The sequence below is a fragment of the Sporosarcina sp. 6E9 genome (genome assembly GCF_017921835.1).
In the GTDB taxonomy this organism is placed as follows: Bacteria; Bacillota; Bacilli; order Bacillales_A; family Planococcaceae; genus Sporosarcina.
On record NZ_JAGEMN010000001.1, the window covers coordinates 1562105 to 1581141 of the forward strand.

Consider the following 19037-nt stretch of genomic DNA (forward strand, 5'->3'; position numbering starts at 1 on the left):
TTACTTTTCAACGGATAGACCCATCAGGTATCCGGCAATTGCATCCAATTCAGCTTCTGATAAATGTTCGAATGGAGGCATTGTGTTACCCGGTTTTTGTTTCTGTGGATTTTTCATCCATTCTTTTAGTGCTTCTTCTGTATGATCCATAAATCCTGCAACGCGGTTACGGTCACCAAAAGCTGTTAAGTTAGGACCTTGTTTTTTTGCAGTATCAGCTGTAACTGCGTGACATGTAATACAACTTTGGGCAAATAATTCTTCGCCTTCGCTCGCTGCCGCAGTATCAGTGCCAGCATCTTCTTTGTCTTTGATAGTGGATTGCATAGCTGCTACCCAATCGTCAAACTCAGCACGAGGCATCGTTTTCACTTTGAAGTCCATTAGAGCATGTGAAGGTCCGCAAAGTTCAGCACATTTACCGAAATACACGCCTTCATCAAGTTTGCTAGAATCCTCTTCGAATTTTAAATAAAACTTGTTGACGTTCTCAACGTTATTATCGAGTTTTCCTCCAACTGCTGGAATCCAGAACGAGTGCTTGACGTCTGCCGCCATAAGATTGAAGTATACTTTCTCATCCATCGGCACAACTAGTTCTTGTGAAGTGACGATTCCTAATTCTGGATACTCAAACTCCCACCAGTATAAATGCGCTGTTACATCGACAACCAGATTTTCAGCATTCCCCTCGTCATCTACTGCGCCCATTGCTGTAACATCGCCAAGTTTGTATGTGTAATACACCGTTGGCACAGCTAATAGAAGTACTAGAAGTATTGGAATAACTGTCCATACAAGTTCTAATGTGCTACTACCTTCTACTTGTTCAGGCATATGATCCTCACCTAATTTTGAACGCCTGAAACGTACAAGTGCTATTACATAGATGATCACAACGACCAAAATAACAAGCAACATGATCCCTGAAGACAGTAGAAGCAAATTAAATTGGTCCTTAGCGACTTGACCTGCTGGTAGAAGCGTTGATAGTTCTTCCTGACCGCATCCTGAAAGGAACACGGTAAGAGCTGCTAGCAGAGCAAAGAGACGCCACTTTTTAAGTCCTTTCATCATCGCCTAATCATACCTCTCTTTCTAATAATTACTATGTTTGTGGGGATTGAACCCCTGTATATGAATTCCTGTTTCAAAGAAAGAATTCCGATAATCATAAAACACCATATGTACCCAAGTCTACTCTTCTACAAACGACCTGTATCATAGGTATTGACCTTATTCTGCAATTCAAACAAATAAGGAGAAAATAATGATGGAAACGAATAAAATCGTCATGTAATTCAGTGAATAGACAAACATTTTCGTCGCCCATTTCATATCATCTTTCGCCTTGAATCCTTTAATCGCTAAATATAGCCATCCAACGTTCAGTAGTGTAGCCAAAACGATAAATACAACACCGAGTTCGCTTAAAAGGAACGGTAATGGGAAAAGTAGCAATACCCAGAACAACATCGACTTTTTAGTTCTAGAAAATCCCTTAACAACAGGCAACATCGGTATATTAGCCGCACGATACTCTTCTGTTCGACGCATTGCAAGCGCATAAAAATGTGGCGGTTGCCAGATGAACATGATTAAAAACAATGCCCAAGCGCCTAGCCCCAAGGATGGTTCAATCGCAGCCCAACCTATTAAAGGCGGAATAGCTCCCGATATGCTTCCAACAACAGTGTTTCCAACGTGCTTACGCTTTGACCACATAGAATAGAGTACTACATAGCTGAAGATGCCTGCAAGTCCCCAAAGACCTGCTGCTGGTGATGCAGTAAACAATAATGCTTCTCCTAGTATAATGAAAGCGAGCGCAAGTGCCAATACAGCCGGTGCTTTAAATCGACCCGTTACAGTTGGTCTTTGTTTTGTTCTGGACATTACTGGATCAATATCACGATCAATTAAATTATTTAACGCTGCAGAACCCGCAATAATTAGGCCGGTTCCAAATAGCGTGTAGAAAAGGACATCTATATGATGTAAGAAATGTAAACCGCTTAATTGCATCGCTAGAAATAATCCAGTAAAGACGGTAATCATATTTGAGTTCACGATGCCGATTTTGATGAGCGCCAAAAAGTCTTTAAGAAAAGAAGTTTGTTCTGTGCTCGTTTGGGATTTCGCAGGTATTGGAACAGCACGACCATTTGACATATTACCCCTCCTTTCAATGTACTTGATAAAGTCCCTATACTTCACTATATCGAAGATTAACTACGATTTCTATAATAATGCAAAAATCCCTTTATTTTTCGACATATTTTTCGGATGACATTCATCACAACTTTGCTGTGATTTCTATCACAGTCTACTCTCTATAGTAAATCATTTCTATGTACCAATTGTGAAGTTATAAGGTCTTTTTTATGAACAATTTGTGAATAGAACGTTTGAATGCATTATTTCCAGTAACAATTCATTGTTTTCTAGTCTCTCATTCGTTATCATCAAAAATACGTAGGTTATCATTTAATCAAAGTAGGTGTCGGGTTTTTGAAGCAAAGTAAATACTTGAAATGGTTTGGCGTTGCTTCCACAGTCGGAATGTTACTTATCCTTCTGGGTGGAGCGTTAGTTACAAAAACAGACAGTGGTATGGGATGTGGTCGACATTGGCCGGGATGTAACGGGCAACTAATCCCCGATGTAATTACTGCGGAAGTTCTCATTGAATTCTCCCATCGAATTGTCACCGGAACAGTTGGCATACTAATTGTGGTATTGGCAATTTGGTCATGGCGTGCACTCGGACATATTCGGGAAACTAAATTCCTATCGATTATGGCTGTGTTCTTCCTCATTTTACAAGCGTTAATTGGAGCTGCCCAAGTACTTTGGGGGCAAGGCGATTTTATATTAGCACTTCATTTTGGAATTTCATTAATTTCATTTGCATCTGTTTTTCTCTTAACGCTACTTATTTTTGAGATTGATCGAAAATACGATACAGAAAACATACAAATCGGATCCCATCTTAAATGGCATACAATCGGTGTCACCATATATTCGTATGTAGTTGTTTATACGGGCGCGCTCGTCCGCCATACGAATTCTGAACTTGTTTGTCTTGATTGGCCGTTTTGTAATAATGATGCCATTGGTTTACCAAGTAGTTTTAATCAATGGGTACAAATGGGACATCGTTTTGCGGCTGCACTTATATTTCTGTGGATCCTATACATAGCGATTCATGCAATTCGGAATTACAAAAATCAACGTGTATTTTATTGGGGATGGATTATCGCACTCATACTCGTGTCATCGCAAGTAATTACAGGCATGACAGTTGTGCTTACTCGATTAAATCTTTATCTAGCACTTCTCCATTCATTATTTATCACGTTATTGTTCGGGTTGTTAACGTACATGATCTTACTCGTATCTAGAAGTCGAATATCAAAAAAGTAAATACTTACCGGCCTCCTAATTATTAGGCGGCTTTTTTAATTAAAAAAACACTTAGTAAACGAAATTCATCGTCTCCTAAGTGCTTTCCCTTTTTTTGCAAATTTAATCTTCCATTTCAATCAGTAAATCGCCAGTAGAAATCGATTCACCCGCAGTAACGAATATGTCTTTAATAACTCCGTCATGCGGTGCTTGTATAGTGGTTTCCATCTTCATCGCTTCAGTGATTAAAAGATGTTCTCCTCTTCTCACTTTCGCTCCAATGTCAACTGCTACTTTTAATACAGTTCCAGGCATCGTAGCCGAGATATGTGACCGATTTGCAGGATCAGCTTTCGTTTTTCGAACCACATTAGATTCAAGATTCGCGTCTTCTATAATGATCTCTCTGGGTTGTCCATTTATCTCGAAGTAAATGACACGCGTTGCATCTGATTGCGGTTCACTAATCGAAACAAGTTTAACGATGAGCGTCTTCCCTTTTTCAATTTCAATCTCGACTTCTTCCCCAAGGCGCAAGCCATATAGGAATTCAGGTGTAGCTATAACTGAAACATCTCCGAACTCTTTATATATCGCTGAATACTCCTCGAAAACTTTTGGATAAAGTGCGTATGATAACACTTCATGGCTGGTCACCAGTCGATTCAACTTTTTATTAAGTTCATCTCTCATTTGTTCAAAGTCTGCATCTTTTAGCAGTTCACCCGGACGAACCGTGATGGCTTCCCGGTCTTTAAGAATAATTTTTTGAAGTTCTTTCGGAAACCCGCCATGGGGTTGCCCAATATGTCCGCCAAAAAATTCAATAACTGAATCCGGAAAATCTATTGCCTTCCCTCTAGTGAGTACAGTGTTTTCATCAAGATTGTTTTGCACCATGAATAAGGCCATATCCCCGACAATCTTTGAAGATGGCGTAACTTTTACAACATCGCCAAATAATAAGTTGACGCGGGAATACATTTCTTTCACTTCTTCCCAACGTTCACCCAATCCAACCGCTCTTGCCTGCTGCTGTAAGTTTGAATACTGGCCGCCCGGCATTTCATGAACATAAATTTCTGTATGCGGACTCATCATGCCGCTTTCAAAGTTCTGATAATACTTCCGGACATCTTCCCAGTAATAGGCCAGATCTTCCAACGCTTTAACATCAGCACGGACGCCGCGTTTACTGCCATTCATCGCATAATGCAATGAACTTGCAGATGGTTGCGATGTTAGACCAGCCATTGAACCAAGCGCGGTATCGACAATATCTATGCCGGCATCAATCGCACGTGCATACGTGTAAATTCCATTTCCGCTTGTATCGTGAGTATGAAGATGAAGTGGCAAAGTAGTTACTTCCTTTAGCTCTGAAACTAGTCGGTATGCAGCTTCAGGTTTCAACAACCCTGCCATATCTTTAATAGCTAAAATATGAGCCCCTGCTGATTCAAGACTTTTCGCCATTTCCTTATAATAGTTCACCGTATATTTATCACGCGAGTCATTTAAAATATCTCCCGTATAACAAATAGCTGCTTCAGCAATCTTTCCCGATTCACGTGTGGCATCAATGGCCACTTCCATTCCTTTAATCCAGTTTAGACTATCGAAGATTCTAAAAACATCGATTCCAGCATCTGCGGATTTTTTAACAAACTCGCGTATGACGTTATCCGGATAATTCGTATACCCGACCGCATTCGCTCCACGGAAAAGCATTTGAAATAATACATTCGGAATTTGTTCCCGCAGTTTAATTAATCGATCCCATGGATTTTCTTTTAAGAAACGATAAGCAACATCGAACGTTGCTCCGCCCCATATCTCATACGAAAACAAATCCGGCATAAGTCTAGCTGATTCAGATGCGATTCCAGTCATATCCGCTGTACGCATCCGAGTCGCCAGTAAGGACTGGTGCGCGTCTCTAAACGTCGTATCGGTCAAGAGAACGTCGTCTTGCTCCTGAATCCACTTAACAAGTCCTTCTGGTCCACGTTCATCAAGGATCTGTTTCGTTCCTGCTAAAGGAGACACATTCAAATCAACGACTGGTTTACGAACTGGATGGAATACTGGTTTCGATTGCTTGTCTATGCCTGGAAAACCATTTACCGTAACATTTCCTAGATAATTTAAAATTTTCGTTCCGCGGTCTAACCGTGTAGGGAATATAAACAACTCAGGAGTTGAGTCAATAAAGCTCGTATTATAATCTCCTACTAGGAATTTTTTATGTTTAACGACATTTTCAAGGAAAGGAATATTCGTTTTAATACCTCTAATTCTAAACTCTTGCAAGTTTCTGTCCATTTTAGATGCAGCTTCGCGGAAAGTCATTCCCCATGTCGATACCTTAACAAGTAATGAATCATAATAGGGTGTAATAATGGCTCCTTGGAAACCATTGCCCGCATCTAACCGAACGCCGAAACCACCGCCTGATCTGTAGACCGTCAACTTTCCTGTATCTGGCATAAAATCGTTTAATGGATCTTCAGTCGTGACACGCGATTGGATTGCATAGCCAAAAAGTGGAATGTCTTGTTGTAACGGAATTTGTGCAACTTCGCCGTGCAGATTTTTCCCATCAGCAATATGTATTTGTGAGTGGACAATGTCTATACCCGTTACCATTTCGGTAATTGTGTGTTCAACTTGTATTCTAGGATTAACCTCGATGAAATAAAATTCATTTTCCGCTACTAGAAACTCCACAGTACCAGCATTTAAATAATTAATATTTTTCATAAGCTTTACTGCAGCATTACATATGTCTTCGCGCAATTCATCATTAAGCGAAATTGAAGGTGCAATTTCAACAACTTTCTGATGTCGGCGTTGGATTGAACAATCCCGCTCATAAAGATGAACTATATTTCCATGGGCATCCCCTAAAATTTGAACTTCGATATGTTTTGGCTTATCGACATATTTTTCTACATACATTTCATCAGATCCGAAAGCGGATTTCGCTTCCGATTTCGCACGTTCAAAGGCTTGTGCTACTTCATCTTCCGATTCAATAATACGCATTCCGCGCCCGCCGCCACCTAAGGAGGCTTTGACTATTATCGGATATCCGTAAGACTTTCCGAATGTTGCAACTTCTTCAACTGAAGAAACCGGACCATCGCTTCCTGGAATAACAGGAATATCGGCAGCAATTGCTTGATCCCGGGCTTTCACCTTATCTCCGAACATCATTAAATGCGTAGAAGTCGGCCCGATAAAAATAATGTTTTCTTCTTCCAAACGTCGTGCAAATTCTGCATTTTCTGCTAAAAAACCGTAACCTGGATGAATTGCATTCGCACCCGTGTCTTTTGCGAGTGCAATTATTCCTTCAATATCTAAGTAAGCATCTATTGGACTCTTCCCTTCACCTACCAGGTAAGATTCATCCGCTTTATAACGATGGAATGATCCACTATCCTCAGTCGAGTAAATACCAACTGTTGGAATTTCTAACTCCGTACACGCTCGAAATATTCGAATCGCAATTTCTCCGCGATTCGCTACTAAAATCTTAGTGATTCTTTCCATCCAAGACACTTCCTTCTATTTGTTTTTTTCATATTTCATAAACATTGATACATTCATCAAAATCCCGACTGCAATTGATGTTAAAATGACCGATGTTCCACCGAAACTAATAAACGGAAGTGGTACACCAGTAAGTGGAATTAACCCTGTCAAGCCACCTAAATTTACAAATGTTTGGATTCCTATCATACTCCCAACACCTGCAGCTAGCATTCTAGCATGTGGATCCTTCGTCTTTAGCGCTATTAATAAAGCACGTAAAACAATAAAGCCTAGCCCACCGATAACGATGATTGCTCCTAAAATACCTAATTCTTCGGAAATAACTGCCATAATAACATCTGTATGCGGTTCTGGCAAGTACCCCATTTTTTGAATTGAATTACCAAAACCTAGCCCTTTGACACCACCTGAGCCAATTGCAATGTATCCGTTCGCGATTTGATAACCAGACCCTGTAATATAATCGAAAGGATTTAAATAGGCTAGAAAGCGCCCTTTTCGACTCGTCGTCATTATATTTTCCCAGTTCAGATAGACAAAAGGGGCTATTAACAAAAGGATTCCTGCAATAAGCGTACTTAACTTTAAAAAAGTTTTTGCTTTTATGCCGCTTGCAGCCATCACAGAAAGTGCAACAATCATTATAATTAACGAAGTTCCAATATCTGTTTCCATTAAAACGGAGCCCACAGCAATCGCTAGAATAGTTACCGGAGGTCCAATTGACTGATTTACATTATCAATTGTACCTGCTTCATATTTTTTTGCGAAAAAACTAGAGAAGTAAATAATAATAATGAGTTTGGCAACTTCAGAAGGTTGGATACTACCAAACCCAAGGAAAATCCAACTTCTTGCACCAACATCATCTCCATAACCGAAAAGATGAACGGCACCCAGCAATAGAAGCATAGTACTCACTAAGATAACCATCAAACTCTTCCGCTTGTAGTTCTTGTAAGGAAAAAAAGCAGCCAAAAAGAAAGCGGAAAAAGCAATGACTAGGTTGAAAATTTGTCTGCGATAAAAATGGTCAGGAGCCCACTTGTACTCGCCTACCGCATAGACAAGACTTGCACTATAAATCATAACCAAACCAAATAAACATAGAAATAAATATGTAAAAAACAATGGAAAATCAAAGTATTTTAAAAATCGTTTAGAATAAGTATGCATTGGACAAAACCTCTTTTACTTTAAACAAAAAACTCAAACCATTTAAATTAGTTTGAGTCTTTTACTTATTTACTCGTATATAAATCATGCAAGACAGTCATTTCTTTTTCGAGTGAAGTAAGGATTTCATCTCCCTTAATTCGTTCAATTAAGCCAAGTTTAACGGCAAAATCTATTTCCCGAGATAGTCCAAACATTTGAGTGTCTAGTACTTCTTCGTATAATGGGCACTGAGGCATCGTCAAATGATCCATCTGCACTTTAATCAGTTGAGCAATTTTATCAGCATCTGCCTGAAGCTGTTTCATCGCTTTTTCCTGATATGTTTCCTGTAATTCAATATCCATGAGGACGCCCCCATTAAGCTATTATTTCTTCTAATCGATTATTAATAAATTGTATCTTTCAAGCAAGGAAATTGCAAGTCTTTCCTCTCAATTTAATCGTTTTTGCGAGAAACCTTTTCCTTCCGTCTGGAAAGAGCTATACTATTATCAAGCTACTTTGTAGGAGGATGTCAAATTGAATAACGTAATTCAAATAAAAGGTAATGTAAAACATTCAATCACACTAGATCCGAGCATATGGATTTTTGATGATAGACGTATTGACTTAACTAAGTTTTTTACTGAGGATTATATTGAAAAAGATGAAATGGAAGAATATAAAAAGGCTATGGGAAAACATTGGTCTCGCGAAATTATGGAGGGGGCTACATTCCCTCCGACATTGGAAGTCGAAAAAGAATTTGAAGAGTCAAAAGATATAACGGGTACTTATGGCATTTATCTACATCATTTCGTGAAAAACGCAGTGCCTAATGAGGATGCAAAAACCATTTCCTTCGTCACCGACGACGGAGAATCCTATTCATTTCCACTAACGAAGCTAGATGATATACTCTTAAAATACAGCACCGATGGTAAACCACTTCGAGATAACGGTCCAGTCCATGTTCTTTTAAAGGATGGCTCCAATATCGATAATCCAATTCAGAGTGTAGTCGCCGTCAACATCGAATAGGAGGAATTTTTATGCGTGTCAAATGTGTTATGTGCGACGATATCGGAAAACTTCCAGATGAAGCACCGCTCGCAAAAAAGTTGAGAAACCGCCCTATCCACACATATATGTGTCCGATTTGTACGGATCGAATTGAAGAAAAAACTTTAGCACGAGTCGCCACTGGTAATTTTATTTTCAGACGCAGTTCACATTCGATAGAAAAAGAATTTTAATAAACAAATGAATCATTTAATACAAAAAACGACTCCCCGGATTATGCGAGGGAGTCGTTTTTGTCTTCTTTATATTCATTCATCCGACGGACACGATAAATGATTAATATGAGCGCCGCCACAATTAACCCTTCTACGATAGGCAAGAAAAATGCGAGAAAAGTTAACACAAGACAACCTAGGAATAAAAAGACATAGATAATAATGCTTTGCATTAGTTTCAAATCTTTTGCAAAGCCCAATTTATAAACGAGCGCTGACATAAGGAATACAACGGCAAACAGTACATAGCCTGCCATCGTATAGTCAACTTCGCCATTACTAGCGGTCGTCCCTAGCGCCTCATAAATGAAACGTGAAATGCCTGACATGCGGCCAAATACAAATTCAGTATCCTGAGCATTCATTTAATACATTCCTTTCATTTACAACATTCAATCCTGATATTTAGCCTTCTTAGTTATCCGATCACGTTCGCTCTTACTAAGAATCTTTTTCCGTAAACGAATAGATAATGGTGTAACTTCACAGTATTCGTCATCATCGAGATACTCAAGGGATTCTTCTAGTGTCATGATTCTTGGTTTTTTAATCGAAACAGTCTGGTCTTTATTCGCAGTACGAATATTCGATTGTTGCTTCATTCTGGTTAAATTTATCGCCAAATCCGTATCACGGTTATGTTCTCCTACAATCATACCTTCGTATACTTCTGTTCCAGGCTCAACAAATATTACGCCCCGCTCTTCTACATGAAGGATTCCATAAGGAGTTGCTGTTCCATTTTCCATCGAAACAAGAACACCTTGTGCTCGTCTACCAACGTTACCAGTAGACATTGGTTGATAGCTATCAAACGTGTGGTTAATAATTCCGTATCCTCTTGTCATTGTAAGGAATTCAGTCGAATAACCAATTAAGCCTCGCGCAGGTACATGGAATAATAAACGAACGGTTCCAGACCCGTTATTTACCATATCTAGCATTTCGCCTTTACGCGCACTTATAGATTCGATGACCGAACCCGTATGCTCTTCAGGAACTTCAATTTGAACACGTTCGACCGGTTCGCACTTTACGCCATCTATTTCACGTACAATTACTTCAGGTTTGGAAACTTGAAGTTCAAAACCTTCACGACGCATATTTTCGATCAATATTGATAAATGTAGTTCCCCTCGTCCTGAAACAACCCATGAGTCGGCACCTGTAGATTCAACACGTAGTGACACATCGGTTTGAAGTTGTTGGTTAAGTCGTTCCTCAATTTTTCTTGAAGTAACCCATTTACCTTCACGTCCAGCGAAAGGACTATTGTTTACAAGGAAAGCCATTTGCAAAGTCGGCTCGTCTATATGAAGTTCAGGAAGTGCTTCGGGATGCTCTACTGGACATATTGTGTCACTGACATCGATACCCTCGATTCCGGATACCGCAATAAGATCACCTGCAAAAGCTTCTTGAATATCAACGCGCTTTAACCCAAGAAATCCAGACATTTTCGTTACACGGAAGTTCTTGATTGAACCATCGCGTTTAATGACTGAAACTTGCTGACCTAATTTCATAGAACCACGAAAAACTCTTCCAATTCCAATACGTCCTACATAATCGCTGTAATCAAGCAGTGATACTTGGAATTGTAGTGGCTCGTCACGATTATCGATTGGCGCAGGAATATGCTCAAGAATTGCATCGTAAAGAACTTGTAAAGTTTCTTCTTGGTCTGCTGGATCAGAAGACAAACTTGCTGTTCCGTTGAATCCAGAAGCATAAATTACTGGAAATTCAAGTTGTTCGTCATTTGCATCAAGCTCAATAAACAGTTCTAGTACTTCGTCCACTACTTCTTCAGGGCGTGCAAACTCGCGGTCAATCTTATTAACAACAACGATTGGCTTCAAGTTTTCCTCGAGTGCTTTTTTAAGCACGAATCGCGTTTGTGGCATACAACCTTCGTACGAGTCCACAACGAGGATTACCCCATCAACCATTTTCAAAATACGCTCTACTTCTCCGCCAAAATCGGCGTGACCAGGCGTATCAAGAATGTTGATCTTTGTGTCTTTGTACTCGATAGCCGTGTTTTTTGCGAGTATTGTAATTCCGCGTTCACGTTCAATATCGTCAGAATCCATCGCACGGTCATCGACTTGTTCATTTGCTCTAAAAATTCCTGATTGTTTTAATAACTGGTCTACTAGTGTTGTTTTACCATGGTCTACGTGGGCAATAATTGCTATGTTTCTTAAGTCATTACGGTCTATTGTCATGATTTCACTCCATTAATCTTTTTTCATCTGGGTAACTGTGCTATTATAGCACAAGAGTTAATAATATAAAATCTTTTTAATTTGATGGAGGGTTTTCAGTTGAAAGACATTAAATGGATTTTCGTTTTATATTCCATTGCTGCTATCTTATCAATGTGCGCAATCGGTATCGCTGTTGGTTTCAGAAGCATACCTGGTGGCATCGCCGCCATCATCGCATTAACCTTAGTAATGGGCTACGGATTTAAAACTAAGAAGAAAATGCGCGAACAAGGTTTGTTATAATCATATACGCTACCCTTAAAACTGTTGGGAAGGATTGAGACTCGATTCTTTCCACAGTTTTTTTATTTTATTAGCCGGATATAATTCTTCAATATATCTTCATGTAAACGAGGGCGTGCAACTATAAATGAGTCTTGTCCTAAAACATGTGACGGTTCATCGTTTAAATTTGTTGTTATTGCCCCGACTTCATTTGCAATAACCATTCCTCCTGCGATATCCCACGGCGACAACCTCATTGAAATATATGCATCCAGCCTGCCTGAAGCAACATAAGCTATTTCAATAGCGGCGGAACCATATGAGCGTGTCCCTCTGCATTCAAGCACAAGTCCGATCATTTTTTCATGGTCGATATACCTGTTTGGTGCAACCCATCTTGCATTTACACCAATAACTGCATTATTGACTGCTACTTTTTCCAACTTAGGCAATCGTTCATCGTTTAAATACGCACCTTCATCTTTTTTCGCATGATAAAAGTCGTCTCGAACAACATCATAGATATAGCCTAGCATGCCAATCCCATCAAGATAAATACCTAGCGAAATTGCAAAGTTACGTTGTTGGTGGATAAAATTCATTGTCCCATCAATCGGATCAAGTATCCATACAACACCTTCAATCGATTCGACTTTATCGCCAAAACCTTCCTCACCTATTATTTTATGTGTAGGAAAATCAGTTTTAATGCGCTTTATAAAAAATTGTTCGATTTCACGATCAATATTTGTTACCAGGTCATTCGCATCTGCTTTCGAATCAATATGTATTTGATTAAAAAAAGAAACCCGGATTTTATGACCAGCTTCCTTTATTAAAGATTTTGCGTAGCGATCCACAAGTCCCCAATTCAATAAACTTCAACCCTTCCGATGATAAGCTTTATTTCCTCTAGTATAACAAAGATAGGCACCCGATAACACAATTCCATTTAGGAACGATGTCTTCGGATGCCTAAGTCGATAATGAATGATCATTGTGCGAAACCATTTAACGTTTCTAGCTCTCGATGAATCTGATGCAATCTGTTGGTACTTTTCATAACTTGCTTTTCATCTTCATCTTGTATGGCATCATATAATGTCGCCAATTCATAATCCAGTTCCAATTTAAGGACTCTCACATATTCTTTTTCAACGTCCGCTTTTCGAATAACATGCACGACTTGTTTCATCGTGGACACCCCTTTTCTAATGAGTTTATTTATTCCGTCTATTATAACTACAATATGCAGACAAGAGGAATAATTCTAGTCATGAGCCTCGTTAGCTTCATTATTCCCCAAATTCTGTTACGATAAACGTGCTTTATGCAAAGGAGGAATAAGATTGAAAAAATTTTTTTGGAAGTCAGACGATTTCGACTTATTTTTGATTGACGGATTAGAACAACGAATGAATGCCTTGCAAACACTTGTCCAACCCAAATTCGAAAAATTAGGCAGACATTTCGCGGACCAATTATCAGCCCACGGTAGCGATGAGTTCTTCCCCCATGTAGCCAGACATTTACGAAGAACTGTCAATCCGCCGACCGATAGTTGGGTTGCAGTTGCACCTTCCAAACGCGGATATAAAGCGCTTCCCCATTTCCAAATTGGCTTATGGCAAACTCATCTATTCATTATTATTGCAGTTATTTATGAAAACCCAGATAAAAAAGGTATTGCTGAACGGCTGGAAAATAATATTAATGTCCTTACAACTCTTCCTGAATCGTATCTTGTTTCGGGCGATCATATGAAACCAGACGCCGTACATATTACTAAAGCCGAAAGAGAAGGGCTTACACAACTCCTTACTAGGCTACAAACCGTTAAAAAAGCAGAATTTCTAGTCGGTAGACACCTTACGCGTGAAGAGGCTATCGCTATGACAACTGATGAATTTATCGCATTTGCAGAGGAAACAGTCGACCAATTGCTTCCAGTATACGATATTATTATCGGGAAAGAATGAAAACGGAACGTTGATTACTTCAACGTTCCGTTTACTTTTTCACCACTTGCTACGTTTTCCGCGCTTTTGACAATATGATAACTACTGTAGCCGCTTGCCTCTTCAAACTCTTTTAACAATGTCTTTTCTTCTGCCTTTGAAGGGACAACTTTTTTAAATTCACGATAAGCATTCATGATTTCGTCTCGTTCAGTACCTGCTTCGTACGCTTTCTCAATCACTTCATAAAATGCAATCACAGAGATAATTTCATCCGTTGCCCAATCTGTTCTCAGCGGATAGCTGTATTCCATTTCACAATTCCACCTTTCAACGACTAAAGTTCCAGCCACTTCGAATTTCTTCGGCTTCTTTAACCATTCGCACAAATAATTCTTTTACAGTCGGCACATCGGTAATTAAACCCGAAACTTGACCAGCCCATCCATAGCCGTTTTCTACGTCACCGTCATGAATAAATTTCTGGTTTGCTTTCCCGCTAATATAATCTTTCAACATTTCATAATCTGCATGTTGCGTTTCCAAATCAATAATTTTTTCTGTCCAAGGTCCAGTTAACGCTCGCGCCGGTGTCCCTAATGTACGTTTTATTACCGTCGTACCTGTCTCGCTACTAGTTAAAAGTGCATCCAAATAAGCCTGCGAGGCGTGTACACATTCCTTAGTCGCGATAAAACGCGTCCCCATCTCAATCCCCTCGGCTCCAAGTGCATGCGCCGCCATCCAACCACGGCCGTCCCCGATTCCGCCAGACGCAATGACTGGAATTGAAACAGCATCCACTACTTGAGGTGTCAGCACCATTGTCCCAACATCATCTCGACCAAGATGCCCGCCGCCTTCATGGCCGACCACCATAATCGCATCCGCGCCTAATTCTTCTGCCTTCATAGCTTGCCGTTTTGCTGCGACAAGAACTAATTTCTTTACATTTGTTCCATTCAATTGCTCAAAAAAGGGTGTCGGATTTCCTCCTGTGACTGACATCACTTCTACACCTTCTTCTAATGCGGCGTCGATCATATGCGAATAAGGTCGGCCGTGTTGTCCAATCGCAAAATTGACACCAAATGGCTTATCCGTCATCGTCTTTGCTTTTTTGATCTCGGCACGTAGTGCATCCGGCGAATCCAAGCTCATAGCTGTAATCTGTCCAAGTCCCCCAGCATTTGATACAGCGGCACATAAATCCGCATACGCCAAATAAGCGAGTCCCCCCTGAATGATCGGGTACTTAACGCTAAGTAAATCAGTCACTCTCGTCTCCCATTGCATTCCTAACTCCCCCTACTTGTTCTACTTCAGCTCGATTTTCACCTTTTTTATTGTTCCACTCCTTGAATTGTTGCCGGATCAATAAAATCGTAACCTTTTCCACGAAGACCTTCTACGATATCTTTCAAAGCATCCGCAGTCCACTCTCGATCATGCATCAATAAATTTGCGCCATCTCGCAAGAAATCATTATTCACCATAATATCTGCCAACGGGCCGGCTTCCATATATTGTTTCTCCCAATCATAACCGTATGACCAGTTCATAAGTAGCATGCCATCATTTTGAACGAGTTCTCTGCTGAAATCAGTGTTCTGCCCAAACGGCGCACGGAAAAATAGCGGCCGTTCTCCAATAACTTCTTCGACTGTATCACTAACTGAGATAATTTCTTCCTCTTGTTCAGCCTCCGAAATTTGCTGTAAATTAGCATGCGTTTTCGTATGATTCCCAATTGCAAAACCCATATCATGAATTTCTTTTAATACAGCCTTTTCCTCATCAGTGTCAATAAAATGCCCATTGACAAAAAAGATTGCCGGCGCATCTAATTCTTTCAATGTTTTAGCCATATCCAGAGAGCGTTTGTCTGGTGCATCATCAATCGTTAAAAGGACCGCTTTCGGGTTTGCATCTCCAATAGGCTTGAAATACCATGCTGCTCCCAATTCATAAAGTTTTTCCGCTACTTCATCCTCTACAATTTCTTCCGATTCATCTTCCACCTCATCATCTTCAGTTTCCTCTTCGTCAACTGCGTTGTCATCACCAGCTCCATTTTCGGTTGTAGCAGCATCTTCTATTTCTTTAATAGTCGTCTCCTTTTCACCATCTCCTGCACAAGCAGACAGCAAGAGTACCAGTGCCGTAATTATGTATACAAGTTGTTTTTTCATGTTGAATCATCCTTTCATTTTGTATAGTGTATCATAATTTTTCTATCAAATTAAACCATAAATAAATTAATCCAATAACGATCTTCATGCGACCAATAAGTCACGCTATATGACCAATAAGGTGAAAAGCTAACTGATATAAAAAAAATCCACAAGGCGAATGTATTCACCTTGTGGACGAAGTTTTTTACTAAATTACATCATATGAATTGGTTTACCCAATAACACTTCGGCAGCTTCCATCGTAATTTCAGCTAATGTTGGGTGAGCATGAATCGTCATTGCGATATCTTCCATAGTCATGCCCGCTTCGATTGCTAGTGCAAGTTCAGAAATCATATCTGAGGCACTTTCTCCAACGATTTGCGCACCAAGTAACAATCCGTCTTCTTTGCGAGCAACAAGCTTCACAAAGCCTTCTGTAGCGTCTAGAGCGATTGCACGCCCGTTAGCTGCATAAGGGAATTTTCCACTTGATACTTCATAACCTTCATCTTTTGCCTGCTGTTCGCTTAAACCAACAGTCGCAAGTTCAGGATCCGTGAAGCAAACAGCTGGAATTGCTAGGTAATCAACTTCAGACTTAAGACCTGAAATTGCTTCAGCAGCAACTTTTGCTTCATAAGATGCTTTATGCGCAAGTTGAAGTCCAGCTACAACGTCACCAATTGCATAAATCGACGGAACATTAGTACGGCACTGTTTATCAACTTCAATTAGGCCGCGTTCGCCAATGTTGATACCAGTTGATTCAAGGCCCATTTCGTCTGTATTCGGACGACGACCAACAGTAACAAGTACATAGTCAGCTTCGATCGTTTTATCCTCGCCGCCTGCTTCGTATGTAACTGTTACACCTGAATCAGTTTCTTCTACGCCTTTAGCTGATGCTTTTGTTACAATTTCAACGCCTTTTTTCTTTAGACCTTTTTTAACCATTTGTGTCATTTGTTTTTCAAAGCCTGCCAAAATATCATCAGCGCCTTCAATAATCGTTACTTCAGATCCAAGGTTTGCATAAGCAGAACCAAGTTCAGTTCCGATATATCCTCCACCGATAACAACTAACTTTTTAGGCAATTCTTTAAGACTTAGCGCGCCTGTGGAGCTAAGAACGCGTTCTGAGAATTTAAATGATGGGATTTCAACTGGACGTGAGCCCGTTGCGACAATCGCATTTTTAAATTTGTATGTCTGAGCTGACTCGCCGCTGATGATACGAACAGTGTTCTCATCAACGAAGTATGCCTCTCCTTGAACAACGTCAATTTTATTACCCTTCATCAGACCGCTTACGCCGCCCGTTAATCGAGTAACAACACCGTCTTTAAACTCTTGAGCTTTTGCAAAGTCAAGATTAACTTCTGCGGAAATTCCCATTTGCTCGGAATTTTTTGCCTGGACATAACGATGTCCAACAGAAATTAGCGCTTTTGATGGAATACACCCAACGTTCAAGCATACGCCACCTAGGTTATCTCTCTCAACAATTGTTACTTTTTGACCAAGTTGTGATGCACGAATTGCTGCAACATAACCTCCAGGTCCTGAACCAACAACGAGTGTTTCTACTTCAATCGGGAAATCTCCTACTACCATTTCTTACCCCTCCATTAATAAAAGTTCTGGGTCTGCAAGTAATCTCTTTAAGTGGTTCAATGCATGTTGTGCAGTAGCACCGTCCATCATTCTGTGGTCGAAAACAAGAGATAGTGCCAGCATAGGAACTGCTACAATTTCTCCATCTTTAACGACTGGTTTTTCAGCGATGCGACCAATTCCAAGAATCGCAACTTCAGGATGGTTAATGATTGGTGTAAACCACTGACCGCCTGCAGAACCGATATTCGAAATAGAGCATGAAGCGCCACTCATTTCAGCCATTGACAATTTGCCATCACGCGCTTTTACAGCTAGCTTATTAATTTCATCGGAAATCGCGAACACTGATTTGCGGTCTGCATGCTTAACAACAGGCACAACAAGTCCACGCTCTGTATCTGCAGCGATTCCAATATTATAATAATGCTTCTGAATAATTTCCTCAGTCTCCTCATCATATGATGTATTGAACTCAGGGAATTCTCTCAACGTGCTTACAAGTGCCTTAACAACATATGGCAAATAAGTTAGACGAATATCTTTTTCAAGGGCGATATCTTTGAACTTTTTGCGATGTGCAACAAGTCCCGTAACATCCACCTCGTCTAATAATGTAACATGCGGAGCCGTATGTTTCGAGTTAACCATAGCTTTCGCAATAATTTTTCTCATGCTGGACATTTTTTCGCGCGTTTCTGGGAAGTCTCCTTCAAGTGAAACTTGGTTATCCCCAGCTGGTGTTGCTGTTTGACTCGTTTTTTCTGCCGCAACTGGTGCAGAAGCCTGTGTCTGCTCACCATTTACAAATGCTTCAACATCGCCTTTCAAAACGCGACCATTCTTACCTGACCCCGCAACTTGGCGAATATCAACATCATTCTCGCGTGCAAACTTACGGACTGATGGCATCGCAATAATTCTACGATCAAGATCAACATCTTGTCCTGATGCTACCGACTTACCTTCTGATGGTGCTTCTTGTTTTGGTGCTTCTTCTTTTTCAATCGCTTGACCCTTTTCTGCCGAAGCTTGAACTTGTGCTTCAGTCTCTTCTTGAGCCTCATCTTCTACTTTTTCTTCGTGAAGATGTTCGAATCCTGGTGCATCGATTTGAATCAATGCATCTCCTACAACTGCCACAGTTCCCTCAGAAACTAATAATTTTTCTACAGTACCTGCAACCGGAGATGGGATTTCTACTACAGCCTTGTCGTTTTGGACTTCAAATAGAACGTCATCTTCCTCGACTTTATCGCCCTCAGCCACAAACCACTTTAAAATCTCACCTTCGTGAATTCCTTCTCCGATATCTGGTAAACGGAATACATATGCCACTTAGTTCACCCTTCCTATTTATCAATA

Annotated in this window: 19 protein-coding genes; 5 read left to right on the top strand and 14 right to left on the bottom strand. The window is 40.2% G+C overall.

Translation table 11 applies throughout. The features are described 5' to 3' along the window. Together coxB and cyoE are read right to left on the bottom strand one after the other, a co-directional pair. Complete coding sequence (coxB, locus tag J4G36_RS08105) at positions 1-1077, bottom strand: cytochrome c oxidase subunit II (protein WP_210469516.1); 1077 nt, start codon at positions 1075-1077, stop codon at positions 1-3. Positions 1078-1248: 171 nt separating this feature from the next. Next, positions 1249-2172, bottom strand: coding sequence for a heme o synthase (gene cyoE, locus J4G36_RS08110; RefSeq protein WP_210469517.1), 924 nt, complete (start codon positions 2170-2172; stop codon positions 1249-1251). Between the two features lie 339 nt (positions 2173-2511). Here cyoE and J4G36_RS08115 point away from each other — a divergent pair, with 339 nt between their 5' ends. Beyond that, a complete protein-coding gene (locus J4G36_RS08115; RefSeq protein ID WP_305792222.1) occupies positions 2512-3426 on the top strand; it encodes a COX15/CtaA family protein in 915 nt (304 codons plus the stop codon). 102 nt (positions 3427-3528) lie between these two features. On the opposite strand, the gene pyc is transcribed toward J4G36_RS08115, so the two are convergent. From pyc to J4G36_RS08130, 3 genes are all read right to left on the bottom strand, one after another. Then, a complete protein-coding gene (gene pyc, locus J4G36_RS08120; protein ID WP_210469518.1) occupies positions 3529-6966 on the bottom strand; it encodes a pyruvate carboxylase in 3438 nt (1145 codons plus the stop codon). A 15-nt stretch (positions 6967-6981) separates the two neighbouring features. Beyond that, positions 6982-8145: an FtsW/RodA/SpoVE family cell cycle protein gene (locus tag J4G36_RS08125; protein ID WP_210469519.1), complete on the bottom strand. Its 1164-nt coding sequence runs from the start codon at positions 8143-8145 to the stop codon at positions 6982-6984. Positions 8146-8210: 65 nt separating this feature from the next. Further along, on the bottom strand, positions 8211-8492 hold the full coding sequence (locus tag J4G36_RS08130) for an Fpa/YlaN family protein (protein ID WP_210469520.1): 282 nt from the start codon (positions 8490-8492) through the stop codon (positions 8211-8213). Positions 8493-8667: 175 nt separating this feature from the next. Between J4G36_RS08130 and J4G36_RS08135 the strand changes: the two genes are divergently transcribed. Both J4G36_RS08135 and J4G36_RS08140 read left to right on the top strand, forming a co-directional pair. Continuing rightward, positions 8668-9168, top strand: a complete 501-nt coding sequence (locus tag J4G36_RS08135; RefSeq protein WP_210469521.1) for a molybdopterin-binding protein — start codon at positions 8668-8670, stop codon at positions 9166-9168. Positions 9169-9179: 11 nt separating this feature from the next. Beyond that, entirely contained in the window at positions 9180-9383 is a 204-nt protein-coding gene (locus J4G36_RS08140; protein WP_210469522.1) for a YlaI family protein, read from the top strand. Between the two features lie 41 nt (positions 9384-9424). On the opposite strand, the gene J4G36_RS08145 is transcribed toward J4G36_RS08140, so the two are convergent. Next, complete coding sequence (locus tag J4G36_RS08145; protein ID WP_246880442.1) at positions 9425-9790, bottom strand: YlaH-like family protein; 366 nt, start codon at positions 9788-9790, stop codon at positions 9425-9427. A gap of 27 nt (positions 9791-9817) precedes the next feature. Further along, complete coding sequence (typA, locus tag J4G36_RS08150; RefSeq protein WP_210469523.1) at positions 9818-11656, bottom strand: translational GTPase TypA; 1839 nt, start codon at positions 11654-11656, stop codon at positions 9818-9820. 99 nt (positions 11657-11755) lie between these two features. Between typA and J4G36_RS08155 the strand changes: the two genes are divergently transcribed. Beyond that, the gene (locus tag J4G36_RS08155) at positions 11756-11941 is read left to right on the top strand and encodes a YlaF family protein (RefSeq protein WP_210469524.1); all 186 of its coding nucleotides are present in this window, start codon (positions 11756-11758) and stop codon (positions 11939-11941) included. 62 nt (positions 11942-12003) lie between these two features. Here J4G36_RS08155 and J4G36_RS08160 read toward each other — a convergent pair whose 3' ends face one another. Both J4G36_RS08160 and J4G36_RS08165 read right to left on the bottom strand, forming a co-directional pair. After that, on the bottom strand, positions 12004-12798 hold the full coding sequence (locus J4G36_RS08160) for an inositol monophosphatase family protein (protein WP_210469525.1): 795 nt from the start codon (positions 12796-12798) through the stop codon (positions 12004-12006). Between the two features lie 119 nt (positions 12799-12917). Beyond that, on the bottom strand, positions 12918-13118 hold the full coding sequence (locus J4G36_RS08165; protein WP_210469526.1) for a hypothetical protein: 201 nt from the start codon (positions 13116-13118) through the stop codon (positions 12918-12920). 154 nt (positions 13119-13272) lie between these two features. Between J4G36_RS08165 and J4G36_RS08170 the strand changes: the two genes are divergently transcribed. Continuing rightward, a complete protein-coding gene (locus J4G36_RS08170; RefSeq protein ID WP_210469527.1) occupies positions 13273-13902 on the top strand; it encodes a YktB family protein in 630 nt (209 codons plus the stop codon). Between the two features lie 14 nt (positions 13903-13916). Here J4G36_RS08170 and J4G36_RS08175 read toward each other — a convergent pair whose 3' ends face one another. The 5 genes from J4G36_RS08175 to J4G36_RS08195 all read right to left on the bottom strand — a co-directional run bounded on the left by J4G36_RS08175 (position 13917) and on the right by J4G36_RS08195 (position 19010). Beyond that, on the bottom strand, positions 13917-14195 hold the full coding sequence (locus J4G36_RS08175; RefSeq protein WP_210469528.1) for a UPF0223 family protein: 279 nt from the start codon (positions 14193-14195) through the stop codon (positions 13917-13919). 16 nt (positions 14196-14211) lie between these two features. Beyond that, positions 14212-15177 carry an NAD(P)H-dependent flavin oxidoreductase gene (locus J4G36_RS08180; protein WP_210469529.1) on the bottom strand — a complete coding sequence of 322 codons (966 nt, stop codon included), beginning with the start codon at positions 15175-15177 and terminating at the stop codon, positions 14212-14214. Between the two features lie 47 nt (positions 15178-15224). After that, positions 15225-16073: a polysaccharide deacetylase family protein gene (locus J4G36_RS08185; RefSeq protein WP_210469530.1), complete on the bottom strand. Its 849-nt coding sequence runs from the start codon at positions 16071-16073 to the stop codon at positions 15225-15227. Between the two features lie 195 nt (positions 16074-16268). Beyond that, positions 16269-17672 (bottom strand): dihydrolipoyl dehydrogenase, encoded by a 1404-nt coding sequence (lpdA, locus tag J4G36_RS08190; RefSeq protein WP_210469531.1) that lies wholly within the window; start codon positions 17670-17672, stop codon positions 16269-16271. Positions 17673-17675: 3 nt separating this feature from the next. Next, positions 17676-19010: a dihydrolipoamide acetyltransferase family protein gene (locus J4G36_RS08195; RefSeq protein WP_210469532.1), complete on the bottom strand. Its 1335-nt coding sequence runs from the start codon at positions 19008-19010 to the stop codon at positions 17676-17678. Positions 19011-19037: the final 27 nt, after the last annotated feature.